Origin of the sequence: Bradyrhizobium sp. B120 (genome assembly GCF_049075665.1) — a bacterium.
In the GTDB taxonomy this organism is placed as follows: Bacteria; Pseudomonadota; Alphaproteobacteria; order Rhizobiales; family Xanthobacteraceae; genus Bradyrhizobium.
The window spans coordinates 954,989-972,928 of sequence record NZ_CP185242.1 but is presented as its reverse complement, the minus strand read 5'-3'; the positions used below and the strand labels follow the sequence as shown (position 1 = coordinate 972,928).

Here is a 17,940-nt window from a genome sequence, read left to right as displayed (position 1 = left end):
GGGCGGCGCCGAAGCGCCGCCCTGTCCCTGATTGCCGTGACGTACCGGCCGCTTACTCGTCCAATTTTACTTGGCGAGATCGAAGCGATCGGCGTTCATCACCTTGGCCCAGGCCGCGACGAAGTCGTTCACGAACTGCTCCTTGGCATCCGACGAGCCGTAGACCTCGGCGAACGCGCGCAGCTGCGAGTGCGAGCCGAAGATCAGGTCGGCGCGGGTGCCGGTCCACTTCACCGCCTTGGTCTTGCGGTCGCGGCCTTCATAGACGCCCTGGCCGGCATCGCTCCACACCGTGCCCATGTCGAGCAGGTTGAGGAAGAAGTCGTTGGTCAGCGTCCCCGGCTTGCCGGTGAAGACGCCGTGCTTCGACTTCTTGGCGTTGGCGCCGAGCACGCGCAGGCCGCCGACGAGGACCGTCAATTCCGGTCCGGTCAGCCGCAGGAGCTGCGCACGGTCGACCAAGGCCTCCTCGGGCTGCAGGAACTGATGCTTGCCGCTGATGTAGTTGCGGAAGCCGTCAGCTCGCGGCTCGAGCGGAGCGAACGATTCGACGTCGGTCTGGTCCTGCGTCGCATCGGTGCGGCCCGGCGTGAAGGGGACCTTCACATTGGTGCCGCCGTCCTTCGCAGCCTTCTCGATCGCGGCCGCGCCGCCGAGCACGATGAGATCGGCCAGCGAGACCTTCTTGCCGAACTCCTTCTGGATGGCTTCGAGCTTGGCCAGCACACCCTTGAGCTGCGCCGGCTCGTTGACATCCCAGTCCTTCTGCGGAGCAAGGCGAATGCGCGCGCCGTTGGCGCCGCCGCGCTTGTCGGAGCCGCGGAACGTGGAGGCCGAGGCCCACGCGGTCGACACCAGTTCGGACACCGAGAGACCCGAGGCCAGGATCTTCGCCTTGAGCGCTTCGATATCCTTGTCGTCGATCACGGCGTGATCGAGCGCAGGCACCGGGTCCTGCCAGATCAGCGTCTCCTTCGGCACCAGCGGGCCGAGGTAGCGCGCGATCGGACCCATGTCGCGGTGCGTGAGCTTGAACCAGGCGCGGGCGAAGGCGTCCGCGAACTGATCCGGATGCTCGTAGAACCGGCGCGAGATCTTCTCGTAGGCCGGGTCGAAGCGCAGCGACAGGTCGGTGGTCAGCATCGTCGGGACATGCTTCTTCGACGAATCGAACGCGTCCGGAATGTCTGCCGCCGCGCCCTTTGCCTTCCACTGCTTCGCACCCGCCGGGCTCTTCGTCAGCTCCCATTCGTACTTGAACAGGTTCTCGAAGAAGTGGTTGCTCCACTTGGTCGGGGTCTGGGTCCAGGTGACCTCGGGACCGCCGGTGATCGCGTCAGCGCCGACGCCGGTGCCGAACTTGCTCTTCCACCCCAGGCCCTGTTCCTCGATCGCGCCACCTTCCGGCTCCGGACCGATCAACGACGGATCGCCCGCACCGTGGGTCTTGCCGAAGGTGTGGCCACCGGCGATCAGCGCAACCGTCTCCTCGTCGTTCATCGCCATGCGGAAGAACGTCTCGCGGATGTCCTTCGCGGCGGCAACCGGGTCCGGATTGCCGTTCGGGCCTTCCGGGTTGACGTAGATCAGGCCCATCTGCACCGCGCCGAGCGGCTCGGAGAGCTGGCGCTCGCCGCTGTAGCGCTCGTCGCCGAGCCAGGTGCCTTCCGGACCCCAGTACAGCTCTTCCGGCTCCCACACGTCGGCGCGGCCACCGGCAAAACCGAACGTCTTGAAGCCCATCGATTCCAGCGCGACGTTGCCGGCGAGGACCATCAGGTCGGCCCAGGAGATCTTGCGGCCGTATTTCTGCTTGATCGGCCACAGCAGCCGGCGCGCCTTGTCGAGGTTGGCGTTGTCAGGCCAGCTGTTGAGCGGGGCGAAACGCTGCTGACCGGCACCGGCGCCGCCACGGCCGTCGGTGATGCGATAGGTACCCGCCGAGTGCCAGGCCATGCGGATCATCAGGCCACCGTAATGGCCGAAGTCAGCCGGCCACCATTCCTGCGACGTCGTCATTAGGGCCGTGAGGTCCTTGATCACGGCATTGAGATCGAGGGACTTGAATTCCTTGGCGTAGTCGAAGCCCTTGCCCATCGGATCGGACAGGTTGGAATTGTGATGCAGCACCTGAACGTCGAGCGTCTCCGGCCACCAGTCGCGATTCGCGTGCCCGCGGGGCCCGCCCGTGAATGGGCATTTGCCCGCGCCGTCGTCGGTTTTTGCGTCCATGTTTCTTCTCCGAGGTGATGGATTCTGGAATGCGCTGGAGCTCTTCCAAGAACGATTCTACGCGCCCCAATCCATCAGGTGAAATTGACTTTAGTGATCGCGTCGATAAGATAATCTGATGATAAATGTCACACTCCGGCAACTGAGGTATTTCGATGCGCTGGCCCAGCACGGGCATTTCGGGCGCGCCGCGGATGCCTGCGCGGTGTCGCAGCCGGCGCTGTCGATGCAGATCCGCGAATTGGAACGGGCCGTCGGCGGCGTGCTGATCGAACGCAATGCCCGGCAGGTCACCCTGACGACCTTCGGTGAGGACCTGCTGCATCGCGTGCGCGACATCCTGCGCTCGGTCGACGAGCTCGGCGACTTCGCACGCGCCTCGCGCGACAAGCTTGCCGGGCGGCTGCGCGTCGGCATGATCCCGACCATTGCGCCATATCTGCTGCCGCGGGTGATCGAGACGCTGGCGCGGCTGCATCCCGAACTCGACATCCATGTTCGCGAGACGCTGACGCCGAAGCTGATCAAGGAAGTCGCCGAGGGCCGGCTCGACACCGCGATCGTGGCGCTGCCGGTGCATGAACCGTCGCTGACCGAGGTCGCGCTGTTCTCCGAGAATTTCCTGCTGGTGCGGCCGGGCGAGGATGCCAAGACGCCGGTGCCGAGCGCCGAGATGCTGCGCGAGATGCGGCTGTTGCTGCTCGAGGAAGGCCATTGCTTCCGCGACCAGGCGCTGTCGTTCTGCAACATGCAATCCTCGCCGCCGCGCGAGGTGCTGGATGCAAGCTCGCTGTCGACGCTGGTGCAGATGGTCGGCGCCGGCATCGGCGTCACCTTGATTCCTGAGATGGCCGTAACGGTCGAGACGCGCTCGGCGCCCGTCACGGTCTCGCGCTTCAAGAACCCGCAGCCCTCGCGCACCATCGGCATGGTCTGGCGCAAAACCAGCCCGCTCGCCGCGCAGCTGCAGCAGATCGCCGAGGTGGTCTCGCTCGCCGCCCGGGAATTGCGCGCGCCGAAGCAGGATGGGGCGAAGGACACGAAGCGTGCGGGGCGGCGCAAGGTGGCGTGATCGGTTCGGGGTGCGGTGGAGACGATGCCGTCCGTGTCTGACGCAGAGGTCGCGCCACACTCACAATTGTCGTCCCTGCGAAAGCAGGGACCCATAACCACGAACGTTCATTGTTGATCAGTTCTGGAACGACGAGTCCCATTCACTACGCCTGCTGCGGAGTATGGGTCCCTGCTTTCGCAGGGACGACATCGAATATGTGGCGCGGTCTGTGAATCATACGTCCGCATTCTCGCGAATGACGAGATGAGGCAGCGCCCCTACTTCTCCAGATACTTCTTCATCTCGGCGATCAGGCCGTCGCGCAGCTCGGGGCGCTTGAGGCCGAAGGCGATGTTGGCGCGGAGGAAGCCGGGCTTGGAGCCGCAATCATGGCGCTCGCCCTCGAACTCGACGCCGTAGAACTTCTGCGTCTTGGCGAGGCCGATCATCGCGTCGGTGAGCTGGATCTCGCCGCCGGCGCCGCGCTCCTGGGTGGCCAGGATGTTGAAGATCTCCGGCTGCAGGATGTAGCGGCCGGTGATCGACAGGTTCGACGGCGCGGTGCCCTTTGGCGGCTTCTCGACCATGCCGTCCACCTCGAAGATGTTGCCGGTGCGTTTTCCGACGCCGCAGATGCCGTATTGATGGGTGAGCTCGTCGGGCACCGCCTCGACCGCGATCACGTTCGACTTGTCACCGAGCTTGTTGGCGGCATCGATCATCTGCTTCAGGCAGCCCGGCGTGTTCAGCACCAGTTCGTCCGGCAGCACCACCGCGAACGGCTCGTTGCCGACGATGTCGCGCGCGCACCACACCGCGTGGCCGAGCCCGAGCGGTGATTGCTGCCGGGTGAAGCTCATCGCGCCGGCTTCAGGCTGGTTCTGCGCCAGGATGTCCTGCTCGGTCTTCTTGCCGCGCTGCGCGAGCGTGGTGTCGAGCTCGAACATACGGTCGAAGTGATCCTCGATGACGCCCTTGTTGCGGCCGGTGACGAACACGAAGTGCTCGATGCCGGCTTCGCGGGCCTCATCGACCACGTACTGGATCAAGGGCTTGTCGACGATCGTCAACATCTCCTTCGGCATCGCCTTGGTGGCGGGCAGCACGCGGGTGCCGAGACCGGCGACGGGAAACACGGCTTTGCGGATCTTCATGGGATTATCGGAAGCCTTGAGACGGGTGGGACGGCGGCGCGAAATCTAATCGCTCCTTGGTACCCGTTTTGCAGCCGAGAACAAAGGCGGATGTGTGATGCGCACCAATCCGCCTTGTCCACCCAAGTGTTTCCGAACTGAATGGCCGTCTACCGAGGCATCCCGACGGCCCGCGCGTTCGCGCGTGGCAAAACCGACGCGCCGCGAGATGCAGCCGTCGCGTTGGCAGATGACGCGATCCAGCGGCGATATTTGCGGGTGAGCGAGGCCGTGCGCAATTGGGCGAGAACCAACGCCTTCAGCGGCGAAACGTTCGGATTGGCCGTGCGACCCCGGCTCAACCGCCGCAGCTGGAATTTCACGACGGCCATGGCGGCAAGCGAGGCCAGCGGCTTGCTCTTCCAGCGGATGGGCGCGACTTCTGGCCGCAGATCCTCAGCCCTGCGCCACGCATTCGGCAAATCCGGCCTGACGGCAAGCGCGGTGGCGATACCCGCGATGGCGATACCGCTGTCGAGCACTTGCTGAACGACGCCGATGCGGCGAATGCCGCCGGTGACCATCACCGGCATGCTGGCGACTCCGGCGATATCGCGCGCGAAGTCGAGGAAATAGGCCTCGCGCGCCAGCGTGCGGCCGTCGCGTGCATCGCCCTGCATCGCCGGCGCCTCGTAGCTGCCGCCCGACAGTTCCACCAGATCCACCGGCAGTTCGTTCAGCATCTCGACGACCGTCTTCGCATCGGCTGCGTCGAAGCCGCCGCGCTGGAAATCGGCCGAGTTCAATTTCACCGCGATCGAGAAGCCCGGCGACACCGCGGCGCGGACGGCCTTGACGGTTTCGATCAAAAGACGCGCCCTGTTTTGCAGCGAGCCGCCCCAGCGGTCGGTGCGCCGGTTGCTCAAGGGCGACAGGAACTGGCTGATCAGATAGCCGTGCGCCGCATGGATCTGCACGCCGGAGAAGCCGGCCTGCTCGGCGAGTTTCGCGGCCGTGACGAAGCGCGCGATCACCTCGTCGATGTCGTGCTCGGTCATCGCTTTCGGCATCGCAAACAGGTTCGAATGCTTGCCGAGATCGAGCGCCACCGCCGATGGCGCCAGGGTTGGCTGGCCCATGTTTTTCATCATCTGCCGCCCAGGATGACTGAGCTGCAGCCAGATTTGCGCGCCCCTAGCCCGGCCAATCCGCGCCCAGTTTCGAAAGGCTTCAAGCGGCGTGCCGTCCTCCAGCACGACGCCACCCGGACCGGTCATGGCGCGGCGATCGATCATGACGTTGCCGGTGATGATGAGGCCGGCGCCACCGTCGGCCCAGGCCTGATAGAGGCGCAGCAGTTCGGCCGACGGGAGATGCCCGGCGTCAGCCATGTTCTCCTCCATCGCCGCCTTGGCGATACGGTTGGGAACGCTGGTCCCGTTGGGCAAAGTGAGTGAATCGAACGGCGACATGAACAGGTCCTTTATCGAGTTCCTTGTTGATCTGCGCGCACCCTAACCTTAAAGTGAACTTTAAGGTCAAGCAGCAAGGAGCGCGGCGGTGAAGATCGGGGAACTGGCTCGGGAGTCCGGCCTCGCGCCGTCGCGCATCCGCTTCTATGAGCGGGAGGGCCTGATCGGGTCGATCGATCGCGGCCTGAATGGCTATCGGCAGTATTCGCGCGGAACCAGGCAGGTCCTCGAGATCATCGTGATGGCCCAGCAGGCCGGGTTCTCGCTCGACGAGATCCGGAACCTGCTGCCGCCACACGGCAAGGGAGACTGGAGCCGCGACAAGCTGGTGGCCGCGCTCAAGACCAAGGTGGTCGAGGTCGCAGCCTTGCAGCGCCGATTGGCTGAAACCCAGGCCGGGCTCGAGGCCGTGATCGCCCGGATCGAAGCCACGCCGCCGGGCGGCGATTGCTTTGAGAATGCCGAAGCTGTTCTGGCTGGTCTCAGGGAACAGTCGAAGGCGGATTGACGACGCCGGACGATTTGTCCCGATCAAACCGTCGCGCGCGATTTCGTCACGCCCCAAATGCCGCCCTTTGTTAAGCTATTGGAAACCGTGACGGGGCCTTCTGAGGCGGCACGATTTTGACAGGCACACGACACATGCGCGCGACCGGAAAACCAAGGACCAGGCTTTGCAGCGCGAGCCTGATCGCGCTGGCCCTGCTGCTGCCGGGCACGACGCAAGCGCAATCGGCCGGCAACGGCCTGACCAATCTGATCGACAGCATCTTCTCCCCGAACGCCGCAACGCCGCCGCAGGCCGCAACCGGACAGGACGGCGCAGCGCCGCCCTGGAGTGGCGAAGACGGCGCCTCCGGACACCCGCTGATGACGGCCGCCGCGATCCGCCAGGCCGCATCCGACTTCCCGAACTGCGTCGCAGCGATGTGGCCGGATGCCGCGCGGCGCAACATCACCCAGCAGAACTTCGAGCGCTTCACCGCGGGCCTGCAGCCCGACCTGCGCATCATGGATCTCTTGGATTCGCAGCCGGAATTCACCAAGGCGATCTGGGACTATCTCGACATTCTCGTCAGCGATACCAGGCTCGCGAAGGGCCGCGAGATCCTCGCCAAATACAAGCCGCAGTTCGACGCGACCGAGAAGGCCTATGGCGTCGATCGCTACATCATCGCGGCGATCTGGGGCATCGAGTCGAACTACTCGACCCAGATGGGCGATCGCAGCGTGGTGCAGTCGACCGCGACGCTCGCCTGCATCGGCCGCCGCCAGGCCTATTTCAAGGACGAGTTCCTGTCGGCGCTGGAAATTCTCAACCGCGGCGATCTCAAGCCCGAACAGATGCGCGGCTCCTGGGCCGGCGCCTTCGGCCCGACCCAGTTCATGCCGACCGCGTTCAAGCGCTACGCCGTCGACGGCGATGGCGACGGCCGCCGCGACGTCGTCGACGATCCGAACGACCTGATCGCCTCGACCGCCAACAATCTGAAGAAGGACGGCTGGCAGACCGGCGCGAGCTGGGGCTACGAGGTGGTGCTGCCACAGGGCCTGAACTACATGCTGGCCGACCGTGCCAAGGCGATGCCGCTGTCGCAATGGGAGCAACTCGGCGTCAAGCGGCCGGGCGGCCAGTCGTTCCCGCGGCCATCCGACAAGGCCTATCTGCTGGCGCCCGCCGGTGCCGAAGGTCCGGGCTTCCTGATGCTGCAGAATTTCCGGGTGATCATGAAGTACAACCCGGCCGAGGCCTATGCGCTCGCCATCGGGCATTTCGCCGACCGCCTGCGCGGCGGCCAGCCCTTCGTGCAGCCCTGGCCGCGCCAGGAACGGGTGCTGTCACGCGCCGAACGGCTGGAACTGCAGCAGCTGCTGGCCCAGCGCGGCTTCTACAAGGGCACGCCCGATGGCCAGTTCGGCGGCCAGACCCGCGAGGCGCTGCGCGGCTTCCAGGTCTCGATCGGGGCGCCCGCCGACGGCTTTGCCACCGCCGAGGTGCTGGAGCGGCTGCGGGGGCGGTAGGCCGAGGTCACAGGCTGCCGTAGCCCGGATGAAGCGCAGCGAAATCCGGGGTTCTCACCATGCGGCTCGTCTGATCCCGGATTACGCTTCGCTCCATCCGGGCTACAGCTCAACGATGTCATTCCGGGGCGCGAAGCGAACCCGGACGAGGTACTTGCCCCTCCCCCCAAAACTAACCGTGAAATCCGATATTTGCCCGGCGACTTGACGGCGGCCGGAGGCACCCGATTTATGGTGGAAAAGCTGCCCGCTTGCGGCCCGATTCCGCTAATATGCTCACGTACTTCCTGATCATTGCGACGAACTCGATGGCGAAGCCGAAATCCTTCCTGCGCCTACTCACCGAAGCCGGTCCGCTGGTCGCGCTGACGGTGGCGCTTGCGCTGTTGATCGGCATTGCCGAGCCCGCTTCGGCGCAGTTCTTCGGCTTCCCCGGCTTCGGTGGTGGACCGCCGCAACCGCAGCGCCGCGCTCCGCCGCAGCACGGTGGCGGTGGCGGTGGCGGCTGGTTCGGGGGCGATTTCTTCGCGCCATTCCAGCAGCAGCCGCAATCATCACAGCCGCAGCGGCCACGCGAGGATTTCTCGCGCGCTCCACCGCCGGCCAAGCGCGAAGCCGCGGCCGAGCGCAACGTGCTTGTGATCGGCGACGCCATGGCCGACTGGCTCGCCTACGGCCTGGAAGATGCCTATTCCGACCAGCCCGACATGGGCGTGATCCGCAAGCACAAGACGGTCTCCGGCCTGATCCGCTATCAGCCCAAGGGCGATCCGGCGGACTGGGCTGCGGCCGCCAAGGGCATTCTCGCCACCGAGAACCCCGACGCCATCGTTGTGATGCTCGGCCTCAACGACCGCACCTCGATCCGCGAACCGGTCGTGGAGAAGAAGGTCGACAAGAAGGACGAGAAAAAGGACGCGCGCGCCAAACCGGACGCAAAGCCCGGTGACAAGCCCGATGCCGCCGCCAAGACCGACGGCAAGACTGATGGCAAGGCTGACGCCAAGGCCGACAGCAAGCCGGCCGATGCCGAGCTGCCGGCCGACGACGCCGACACCGACTCGCAGGCCGCGCCGGAAAAGACCGCGCGCTCGCCCAATGGCCTCTATGACTTCCGCGACGACCGCTGGGTCGAGCTCTACGGCAAGAAGATCGAGGAGCTGATCAACGTGCTGAAGAGCAAGGGTGTGCCGGTGCTGTGGGTCGGCCTGCCCGCGATCCGCGGCCAGAAGGGCACGTCGGACATGCTGTTCCTCGACGCGCTCTATCGCGACGGCGCCGGCAAGGCCGGCATCACCTATGTCGACGTCTGGGACGGCTTTGTCGACGAGGCCGGCCGCTTCATGCCGAAGGGCCCGGACTTCGAAGGCCAGCCGCGCAAGCTGCGCTCCGATGACGGCGTGTTCTTCACCAAGGCCGGCGCGCGCAAGCTCGCGCACTATGTCGAGCGCGAGGTGACCCGCCTGCTCGCGGTGCGCACCGGCCCGATCGCGCTGCCGAGCGAACCGGCAACGCCCGAGACCAGCACCGAGCCGGGCAAGCCCGCGCCGCGACCGCTGGCTGGACCCGTGCTGCCGCTGGTCGCCTCCACGGTCGGCACCGATCAATTGCTCGGCGGACCGGGCTCGCGGCCCGCCGCCGTCGATGCGCTCGCCGCACGCACGCTAGTGAAAGGCGAGGCCTTGGCGCCGCCGGCCGGCCGCGCCGATGATTTCGCCTGGCCGCGCCGCGAGATGGGGCGCGAGCAGGCCAAGGGCGACGTGCCGGTTGCTGCGACCACGCCGGCCGCACCAGCGGGTGGCCCTGCCAATCCGCCGCCTTCGACCACGGCGATCGCGCCCGACGGCTCGATCATCACCGCGCCGAAGCCGCCGAGGCGCGTGTTCCGTCCGGCCCAGGCCCAGCCGCAACAGCAGCCACAGACGCAGCCGTGGCTGCGTGACATCTTCGGATTCGGCGCGCCGCAGCAGCAGCGCCCGCTGGTCGCCCCGCCGCCGCGTCCGCCGCGCAACGTCGGACAACGTGCCGCGGTGCCGGGGAATCCCTGGCAGTAGGCGCGCGCGACGCGCGCGCGTTCAGATCATGGCAAAATCGTAGGGCGGGTTAGGCGAAGCCGTAACCCGCCGATGTCGTGTACGCGATGAGTCGTGTGTGCGGAGAGAATGGCGGGTTACGCTAACGCTAACCCGCCCTACGATTTTGTCGTGCAGCTCAACCGTAGTAGCGCCAGCGTGACGACAACGGGCGGCGCGGCGGGCGCGTCATCAACAGCGCCAGCGCAAAGCCGATGCCGCCGGCGATCAGGAGCGATCCGAGCGGATTGTCCCGCACCGTTTGCGCCATCGCCTTCTGCCCGCCGCGGATGGTCTCGCCGCGGTTCTCATAGGCGTCCTTGAACGTATCCTTGGCGTAGTTGACCGCGGTGTCGGCGGCGTCGCGCGCGGCGTCTTTGGCCTGCCCATAGAGATCCTGCACCGCGCCTGCGGCTTCGCGCGCGCGGCCCGACGCCTGGGTCTGCGCATCGCCGGTCGCATCGCCGACGGCGCCTTCGGCCTTGCCCGCGAATTCCTTCGCCGTTCCGAAAATCCGATCTTTGTCCATCACAAGTGCTCCCTGAACTGTCAGGGAGCCAACCGCCGAACCTCGCGCAAGTTCCTGGAGCTAAAGGATCAGCCCGCCATCGACGATGATGGTCTGGCCGACGACGTAGGACGCGAGCGGCGAGGCCAGGAACAGCGCGGCGCCGGCCATGTCGGCGGGCGTGCCGAGACGCTTCAGCGGAATGCGCTCGAGGGCGCCTTCGAGCCGCTTTGGATTCGCCGTCGTCGCCTTGGTCATCTTGGTGTCGACAAGGCCCGGCGCGATGCCGTTGACGCGGATGCCGTTCTCCGCCCAGGCCTCGCCGAGCGTGCGGGTCAGACCGACCGCGCCGGTCTTCGAGGCGTTGTAGGCCGGATTGCCCATGGTGGAATGATAGGCTGCGGTCGAGCTCACGATGATCAGCGATCCCTTAGCTGCGCTCAGCATCGCGTGGAATTTGGTGGCGCAGGCCATCAGGCTCATCAGATTGACTTCCATCACCTTGCGGAAACCTTCCATCTGGAATTCCCCGCGGCGGTAAATCACCGCACCTTGCGCCAGCACCAGCACGTCGAGCCGATCGAACGACGGCGTGAGGCTTTCGATCGCCTGCGAATTGCTGACGTCGAGCTGCGCATAGTCAAGGCCATCGAGATGCGAGCCTTCTTCTACGGAATAGTCGCTCGCCTGCGCGCGGGTGCCGTACACGGCAACGCGCGCGCCCTTGGCGCGGAACGCCTGCGCGATGCCGTTGCCGATGCCGCTGGAGCCGCCGACCACCAGTATCTGCTTGCCGCCGAAATCGAGTTCGTTCATCGCGTTCCTCCGTTGTTGCTGTTTTCTTGATTGAGCATGATCCTTTTCGAAAAGCCAACGGAGAAACTTGCGTTAACGCGCTGCGCGCCCGGCGATGAGGGATCGCTGGTTTGACCTCTCTGCCGATCGGTGCCAGCGTTGCATGTCTCACAACGCAAAAAAGCAATTGGGAGGTCCGTCGTGTCCGAATTCAAACAGCTCAGCCGCTCGGTGAAGGGCCTCACCGTTCTCGTCACCGGTGCCGCCAGCGGCATGGGCCGCGCCACGGCCCGCGTGTTCGCCGATGAAGGCGCCAATGTCGCGGTCACTGATCTGACCGAAGAAGGCACGCAAGCGGTAGCGAAGGAAATCGCAGCAAGCGGCGGCTCGGCAAAGCCCTGGACGCTCGACGTCAGCGATCGCGACGCCATCACCAGGGTCGTCAACGATGTCGCCGCGCATTTCGGCGGGCTCGACATCATCGTCAACAATGCCGGCATCTCGGTGCGCGTGGCGATCGACGATCCCGGTTACGAAGACGCCTGGGCCAAGGGCATCGCGGTGATGCTGACGGCGCATCCGCGCATCATCCGCGCCGCACTGCCGTATCTGCGCAAGTCGCGATCGCCGCGCATCGTCAACATCGCCTCCACGGAAGCTCTGGGTGCAACAGGCCTGCACAGCCCCTACTCCGCGGCCAAGGGCGGCGTCACCAGCCTGACCCGCTCGCTCGCCGTGGAACTGGGACGCGAAGGCATCACGGTGAACTGCATCTGCCCGGGCCCGATCCGCACCGCCATCACCGACCGCATCTCCGAGGAGCACAAGACGATCTACGCCAAGCGCCGCACCGCACTTGCGCGCTACGGCGATCCGGAAGAGGTCGCGCACATGACGCTGAGCCTGTGCCTGCCCGCCGCATCGTTCCTGACCGGCGCGGTGATTCCCGTCGACGGCGGATTGATGGCGCGGAATGCCTGACCCGCGTCTGGTCGCGAAGCGTTGACAGGGCGCGCGCCGGGAGTAGCCTTCTCGTCAAACGAAGCGGGACAACCGCCCGCGGGATACGGGGAGATGCGCCAATGACGGTCCTGATCCGGCAGCTTCACAAGCATTTCGTCGGCGAGGTCTCGGGCGTCGATCTGCGCAAGCCGCTGACGAAGCAGGAAGCCGTCGACATCGAGGCCGGCATGGACATATACGCCGTGCTCATCTTCCACGGCCAGGACATATCAGACGAGCAGCAGATGGCGTTCGCGCTGAACTTCGGCGAGCGCGAGAACGCGCGCGGCGGCACGGTGACCAAGAAGGAAGACTATCGCCTCTCCTCCGGGCTCAACGATGTCTCCAATCTCGGCAAGGACGGCAAGCCGCTGCCGAAGGATCACCGCACCCACCTGTTCAATCTCGGCAACTGCCTGTGGCATTCCGACAGCTCGTTCCGGCCGATCCCCGCGAAATTCTCGCTGCTGTCGGCGCGCATCGTCAACCCGAAGGGCGGCAACACCGAGTTCGCCGACATGCGCGCCGCCTATGACGCACTCGACGACGAGACCAAGGCCGAGATCGACGACATGATCTGCGAGCACTCGCTGATGTATTCGCGCGGCTCGCTCGGCTTCCTCGACTATACCGACGAGGAGAAGGAGATGTTCAAGCCGGTGCTGCAGCGCTTGGTGCGCACCCACCCGGTGCACGGCCGCAGATCGCTGTATCTGTCCTCGCATGCCGGCGCCGTCAGGGGCATGAGCATGCCCGAGGCGCGGCTGCTGCTGCGCGATCTCACCGAGCACGCCACGCAGCCGGAATTCGTCTATGTGCACAAATGGACGGTGCATGATCTCGTGATGTGGGACAACCGCCAGACCGTGCACCGCGTGCGCCGCTACGACCAGTCGCAGCCCCGCGACATGCGCCGCGCCACCGTAGCCGGCACCCAGCCGACGGTGGCGCAGGAGGCGGCGGAGTAGCGGGCGCCGCCATCGTAGCCAACCCACCGCTGGCGTAGCCAAACCCACGGCTGTCGTCCCGGGCAAGCGAAGCGCGACCCGGGACCCATAACCACAGGGCGTCGTGTTGCGCGACGCTGCGGCCCCAGCGCGGCGTCGCAACAACGTCCTGAGGTTATGGGTCCCTGCTTTCGCAGGGACGACACCGAGATGGAGGCGCGGTCGTAGCCAAACCCACCGCCGTCGTCCCGGGCAAGCGAAGCGCGACCCGGGCCCCATAACCACAGGGCGTCGTTGTGGCGCGACGCTGTGGCCCCAGCGCGGTGTCATAACTGCATGTTGGGGTTATGGGTCCCTGCTTTCGCAGGGACGACACCGAGATGGAGGCGCGGTCGCAGCCAAACCCACGGCTGTCGTCCCGGGCAAGCGAAGCGCGACCCGGGACCCATAACCACAGGGTGTCGTGTTGCGCGACGCTGCGGCCCAGCGCGGCGTCGCCACGACGCCCTGTGGTTGTGGGTCCCTGCTTTCGCAGGGACGACACCGAGATGGAGGCGCGGTCGTAGCCAAAATCACTGCCGTCGTCCCGGGCAAGCGAAGCGCGACCCGGGACCCATAACCACAGGGCGTCGTGTTGCGCGACGCTGCGGCCCCAGCGCGGCGTCGCAACAACGTCCTGTGGTTATGGGTCCCTGCTTTCGCAGGGACGACACCGAGATGGAGGCGTGGTCGCAGCCAATCCCACGGCCGTCGTCCCGGGCAAGCGAAGCGCGACCCGGGACCCATAACCACGAATGCATGTGATGGCGAAGGCTGTGGCCCCAGCGCGGCGTCGCCACAACGTGTTGTGGTTATGGGTCCCTGCTTTCGCAGGGACGACACCGTGGGTGTGGCGCTACGCGTGCCCGGCGTCGTTCGACAGCATGCCGGCCTCGATGCCGATCTTGCGCAGGGCGCGCGCGTATTTTTCGTCGACATCGGTGCCGAAGATCAGCTCCGGATCGGCGTCGCAATGCAGCCAGCCATTGTGCTGGATCTCGTTCTCGAGCTGGCCCGGCGCCCAGCCGGCGTAACCCAGCGCGAGGATCGCGTGCTTGGGGCCTGAGCCCTTGGCGATCGCCTTGAGGATGTCCACGGTCGCGGTGAGCGAGATGCCGTCGTCGATGTTCAGCGTCGCATCCTGGATGTAGAAGTCGCTGGAATGCAGCACGAAGCCGCGCCCGGTGTCGACCGGGCCGCCCTTCATCACCTTCATCATCTCGGCATTTTCGGGCAGCGTGATCTGGTCCGACTTCTCGATGATGTCGAGCTGCACCAGTAGCCCCGGGAAATCGATGCTGCCGGCCGGGCGGTTGACGATGATCCCCATCGCCCCCTCGGAGGAATGCGCGCACATGTAGATCACGGAGCGTTCGAAGCGCGGGTCGTTCATGACAGGCATCGCGATCAGCATCTGGCCATCGAGATAGCCATCTTCGGTGGCATGGGGACCGACGGCCGGGCTTCTTCCGGCGGCGGTCTTGCGAGTCTTGCCTGTTTTGCCTTCAGGGCGCATCCGCAAAGGCCTTTCCTGCTGATTTGGCATCCTGATATTGGGTCGCGGTTCTGTCAATCAACCTTCGGCCGCAGTGCGGCGATGCATCACAAGCAATTCAATGGTTTGCAACGAAAGTTGCAGGTAAAGACGTCTCATGATCGTCACAGTTCCCATGCGTGCCGCATTTGCCGTCGCCGCCTTGTTTTCCGTCGCATCCGTGGCGACGGAGGCCCGCGCCGACGACGCCTCGCCGTGGCAGCAGGACACGCATTCGGCGGTCAGGCTGCTGGCGGGATCGCGCAGCGGCGCGGTGCTGCTCGGCGGCATCGCTATCCAGTTGCAGGACGGCTGGAAAACCTACTGGCGCACGCCGGGCGATTCCGGTGTGCCGCCGCGGTTCGATTTCTCCAAATCGGACAATGTCGATGCGGTCACGGTGATGTGGCCGGCGCCGCGCCAGTTCGACGACGGCGCCGGAGGTACCTCGCTCGGCTACAAGCACCAGGTGGTGCTGCCGCTGCGCATCGTCGCAAAGAATCCCGACAAGCCGCTGGTGCTGCGCGCCGACATCAACTACGCGGTGTGCGAGAAGCTGTGCGTCCCGGTGGAAGCGAAGGCCGAGCTTGCGTTCGCCAGCGTCGCCTCGACCGAAGACGCCGCGCTGTCCGAAGCGCTCAACGCGGTGCCGAAGCCCGCCAATATCGGCGACCCCACCCCGTTCACGATCCGCGACGTCAAGCGCGACGGCAACAACGTGCTGGTCGATGTCGCGGCGCCCGAGTCCAAGGACCTCAGCCTGTTCGTCGAGGGACCGACGCCCGACTGGGCGCTGCCCGTCCCCAAGCTCGTCGAGCACGCGCCGCCGGGCGTGAAGCGCTTCTCGTTCGAGCTCGACGGCTTGCCGCCGGGTGCCAAAGCGGACGGCGCAGCGCTGAAGCTGACGCTGGTCGGCGGCGACAAAAGCTACGAATTCAATATCAATTTGAACTGACGGCGCAGCGTCGTCCCGGCTCCCGTGCGCAATCGCGCACTAGGCCGAGATGACGCAAGATGGGAACATCCGTCACCCAACCCAATCTTAACGTTTCGTTGATAGATCGGGGGCCATTGCCGCCTTGCGGCGCTTTAGGAATTTTCCGCCTTGGCTGTGATGGAAGCACAACCCGCAACCCCTGCGCCATCGGGTCCGGCCGCACGCCTGCGCGGCCTCGCTGCGCGCCTGCTCGGCGGCACCAAGGAGGCGTCGGTCACCAAGCGCCTCGCCGGTATGATCTTCGTCATCCGCGTCGTCAGCGCCGCCATCGCCTATCTCGCGCAGATCCTGCTGGCGCGCTGGATGAGCGGCTCGGACTACGGCATCTATGTCTATGTCTGGACCTGGGTGCTGCTGCTCGGCAGCACCATGGATTTCGGCATCGCGCCGTCCTCGCAGAAGATCATCCCGGAATATCGCGCGCGCGGCGACCTCGCCGCGCTGCGCGGCTTCCTCTCCGGCGGCCGCTGGGTGGTGCTTGCCGCGTCCAGCACGGTCGCGCTGCTGCTCGCCGGCGTGATCCACCTCGCCTCGCCCTGGATCGATGCCAATGCGGTGGTGCCGCTCTATATCGGCTGCCTGACATTGCCGCCCTTCGTGGTCGCCAACACCCAGGACGGCATCTCGCGCGCGCATGACTGGATGCAGCTCGGCCTGATGCCGCAGTTCATCGTGCGGCAGGGACTGATCATCGCGCTCACCGCCGGCGCGCTGGCGCTCGGCCTCAATCTCGGCGCGACGGCTGCGATGATCGCGAGCGCCGCGGCGGTGTATATCGCGGCGATCGGCCAGATGATCGTGCTGAACCGCCGCCTCAAAGCCCATCTCGGGCCGGGCGAGAAGACCTACGACGTCAGGGGCTGGTTCGCGATCTCGCTGCCGATCATGCTGGTCGAGAGCTTCTATCTCTTGCTCGGCTACACCGATGTGCTGATGCTGCAGCAATTCCGCTCCTCCGAGGAGGTCGGCATCTACTTCGCCGTGGTGAAGACGCTGGCGCTGGTGTCGTTCGTGCACTACGCGATGTCGGCGACGACGGCACATCGCTTCGCCGAATACAATGCGCTCGGCGACAAGGAGCGGCTGTCGGCCTATGTCGCGCACGCCATCAGCTGGACGTTCTGGCCCTCGTTGCTCGCAACCATCGCCCTGCTCGCCTTCGGCAAGCCGCTGCTGTGGCTGTTCGGCCCGAAATTCGTCGACGGCTACAGCATCATGTTCGTCGCCGCGATCGGCCTCGTGGTGCGCTCGGCAATCGGGCCTGTGGAACGGCTGTTGAACATGCTCGGCCACCAGAGCATCTGCGCCACCGCCTACGCGGTGTCGTTCTTCATGAATGTCGGGCTCTGCATGGCGCTGGTGCCGCGCTATGGCGGCATGGGTGCCGCCGCCTCGACCTCGCTGTCGCTGATCTTCGAGACCATCCTGCTGTTCTACGTGGTGCGCTCGCGCCTCGGGCTGCACGTGCTGGCGTTCGGGAAGGCCCGGTCGGAGCCGTAGCTTTCCGCCGGATGCGGTGTATATTTTGCCGTCATGAGCGCCGCCGACCTGAAGGAATTGTTTGATCGCGTGCAATCCTGGCCGAAGGCGGCGCAGGAAGAATTGCTGTCGCTGGCAACCGCGATCGAAAACGCATTCCAGGCCCACCAGCACGTCGCTTCCGACGATGAGCTGCAGATAAGCGAGGCCGTGATAACTTCCATCGAAGCCACCCCCGACGCCGGCTCGAGCGCGGATGAGATCGACATCGTGGAGAGCATGCAGCGGCTGGTGGCTGAGAAGCCAAATCCTCCGAGAGAAAGCAAGCCGGATGCCTAACGGTAAGCCAGGCGATCACCCATACACCGATATCGTGTTCGGTAAGGCCGATATCTATTCGCCCATCGCCGCGGCTCTCGTCCGAGATTGCGACACTGGCCGACGACAAGACCCGGCGGGCGCTGGCCGACCTGCTCTATGAGAAATTCAATCCGTATGATCGCCCCGACGTCGATGCGTTGGAGCGCCACCTCGCCACTCTCCGTGACGATCTTCGAAAAGATGCCTCGGCCCGAGGGTTTGAAGTGGACAATAAGTGAGACCGCGTTTGTCGGATGCATAAAAGCAAAAGCCGGCCCTGATCCAATCAGGGCC

15 protein-coding genes are annotated in these 17,940 nt (G+C 65.5%); 9 read left to right on the top strand and 6 right to left on the bottom strand.

Going from position 1 to position 17,940, the window contains the following annotated elements:
* Positions 1-66: 66 nt before the first annotated feature.
* Positions 67-2,232, bottom strand: a complete 2,166-nt coding sequence (gene katG, locus ACOIX3_RS04550; RefSeq protein ID WP_420968588.1) for a catalase/peroxidase HPI — start codon at positions 2,230-2,232, stop codon at positions 67-69.
* Between the two features lie 118 nt (positions 2,233-2,350).
* On the opposite strand from katG, the gene ACOIX3_RS04545 reads away from it, so the two are divergent.
* The gene (locus ACOIX3_RS04545; RefSeq protein ID WP_229170989.1) at positions 2,351-3,304 is read left to right on the top strand and encodes a hydrogen peroxide-inducible genes activator; all 954 of its coding nucleotides are present in this window, start codon (positions 2,351-2,353) and stop codon (positions 3,302-3,304) included.
* Between the two features lie 260 nt (positions 3,305-3,564).
* On the opposite strand, the gene galU is transcribed toward ACOIX3_RS04545, so the two are convergent.
* Both galU and ACOIX3_RS04535 read right to left on the bottom strand, forming a co-directional pair.
* On the bottom strand, positions 3,565-4,440 hold the full coding sequence (gene galU / locus ACOIX3_RS04540; RefSeq protein ID WP_092118845.1) for a UTP--glucose-1-phosphate uridylyltransferase GalU: 876 nt from the start codon (positions 4,438-4,440) through the stop codon (positions 3,565-3,567).
* A 149-nt stretch (positions 4,441-4,589) separates the two neighbouring features.
* Positions 4,590-5,891: an NADH:flavin oxidoreductase/NADH oxidase family protein gene (locus ACOIX3_RS04535; RefSeq protein WP_420968585.1), complete on the bottom strand. Its 1,302-nt coding sequence runs from the start codon at positions 5,889-5,891 to the stop codon at positions 4,590-4,592.
* 88 nt (positions 5,892-5,979) lie between these two features.
* Between ACOIX3_RS04535 and ACOIX3_RS04530 the strand changes: the two genes are divergently transcribed.
* The 3 genes from ACOIX3_RS04530 to ACOIX3_RS04520 all read left to right on the top strand — a co-directional run bounded on the left by ACOIX3_RS04530 (position 5,980) and on the right by ACOIX3_RS04520 (position 9,967).
* Positions 5,980-6,399 carry a MerR family transcriptional regulator gene (locus ACOIX3_RS04530; RefSeq protein WP_420968583.1) on the top strand — a complete coding sequence of 140 codons (420 nt, stop codon included), beginning with the start codon at positions 5,980-5,982 and terminating at the stop codon, positions 6,397-6,399.
* Between the two features lie 134 nt (positions 6,400-6,533).
* The gene (locus ACOIX3_RS04525) at positions 6,534-7,913 is read left to right on the top strand and encodes a lytic murein transglycosylase (protein ID WP_420968582.1); all 1,380 of its coding nucleotides are present in this window, start codon (positions 6,534-6,536) and stop codon (positions 7,911-7,913) included.
* A 308-nt stretch (positions 7,914-8,221) separates the two neighbouring features.
* Complete coding sequence (locus ACOIX3_RS04520) at positions 8,222-9,967, top strand: SGNH family hydrolase (protein ID WP_420971971.1); 1,746 nt, start codon at positions 8,222-8,224, stop codon at positions 9,965-9,967.
* 157 nt (positions 9,968-10,124) lie between these two features.
* Here the strand turns inward: ACOIX3_RS04520 and ACOIX3_RS04515 are convergent, their stop codons facing one another.
* Together ACOIX3_RS04515 and ACOIX3_RS04510 are read right to left on the bottom strand one after the other, a co-directional pair.
* Positions 10,125-10,514 (bottom strand): CsbD family protein, encoded by a 390-nt coding sequence (locus ACOIX3_RS04515; RefSeq protein ID WP_420968580.1) that lies wholly within the window; start codon positions 10,512-10,514, stop codon positions 10,125-10,127.
* A gap of 60 nt (positions 10,515-10,574) precedes the next feature.
* Entirely contained in the window at positions 10,575-11,309 is a 735-nt protein-coding gene (locus ACOIX3_RS04510) for an SDR family NAD(P)-dependent oxidoreductase (protein WP_420968579.1), read from the bottom strand.
* Between the two features lie 180 nt (positions 11,310-11,489).
* On the opposite strand from ACOIX3_RS04510, the gene ACOIX3_RS04505 reads away from it, so the two are divergent.
* Together ACOIX3_RS04505 and ACOIX3_RS04500 are read left to right on the top strand one after the other, a co-directional pair.
* A complete protein-coding gene (locus tag ACOIX3_RS04505; RefSeq protein ID WP_420968577.1) occupies positions 11,490-12,269 on the top strand; it encodes an SDR family NAD(P)-dependent oxidoreductase in 780 nt (259 codons plus the stop codon).
* A gap of 101 nt (positions 12,270-12,370) precedes the next feature.
* Positions 12,371-13,258 (top strand): TauD/TfdA dioxygenase family protein, encoded by an 888-nt coding sequence (locus ACOIX3_RS04500; protein WP_420968576.1) that lies wholly within the window; start codon positions 12,371-12,373, stop codon positions 13,256-13,258.
* A gap of 874 nt (positions 13,259-14,132) precedes the next feature.
* Here the strand turns inward: ACOIX3_RS04500 and ACOIX3_RS04495 are convergent.
* Complete coding sequence (locus tag ACOIX3_RS04495) at positions 14,133-14,792, bottom strand: YqgE/AlgH family protein (RefSeq protein ID WP_176528924.1); 660 nt, start codon at positions 14,790-14,792, stop codon at positions 14,133-14,135.
* A 136-nt stretch (positions 14,793-14,928) separates the two neighbouring features.
* Here ACOIX3_RS04495 and ACOIX3_RS04490 point away from each other — a divergent pair, with 136 nt between their 5' ends.
* The 3 genes from ACOIX3_RS04490 (at position 14,929) to ACOIX3_RS04480 (ending at position 17,625) form a co-directional block, all read left to right on the top strand.
* On the top strand, positions 14,929-15,765 hold the full coding sequence (locus ACOIX3_RS04490) for a protein-disulfide reductase DsbD domain-containing protein (protein WP_420968574.1): 837 nt from the start codon (positions 14,929-14,931) through the stop codon (positions 15,763-15,765).
* Positions 15,766-15,915: 150 nt separating this feature from the next.
* Positions 15,916-17,307 (top strand): oligosaccharide flippase family protein, encoded by a 1,392-nt coding sequence (locus ACOIX3_RS04485; protein WP_420968573.1) that lies wholly within the window; start codon positions 15,916-15,918, stop codon positions 17,305-17,307.
* Between the two features lie 33 nt (positions 17,308-17,340).
* Positions 17,341-17,625: a hypothetical protein gene (locus tag ACOIX3_RS04480; protein ID WP_420968571.1), complete on the top strand. Its 285-nt coding sequence runs from the start codon at positions 17,341-17,343 to the stop codon at positions 17,623-17,625.
* Positions 17,626-17,940 lie beyond the last annotated feature (315 nt).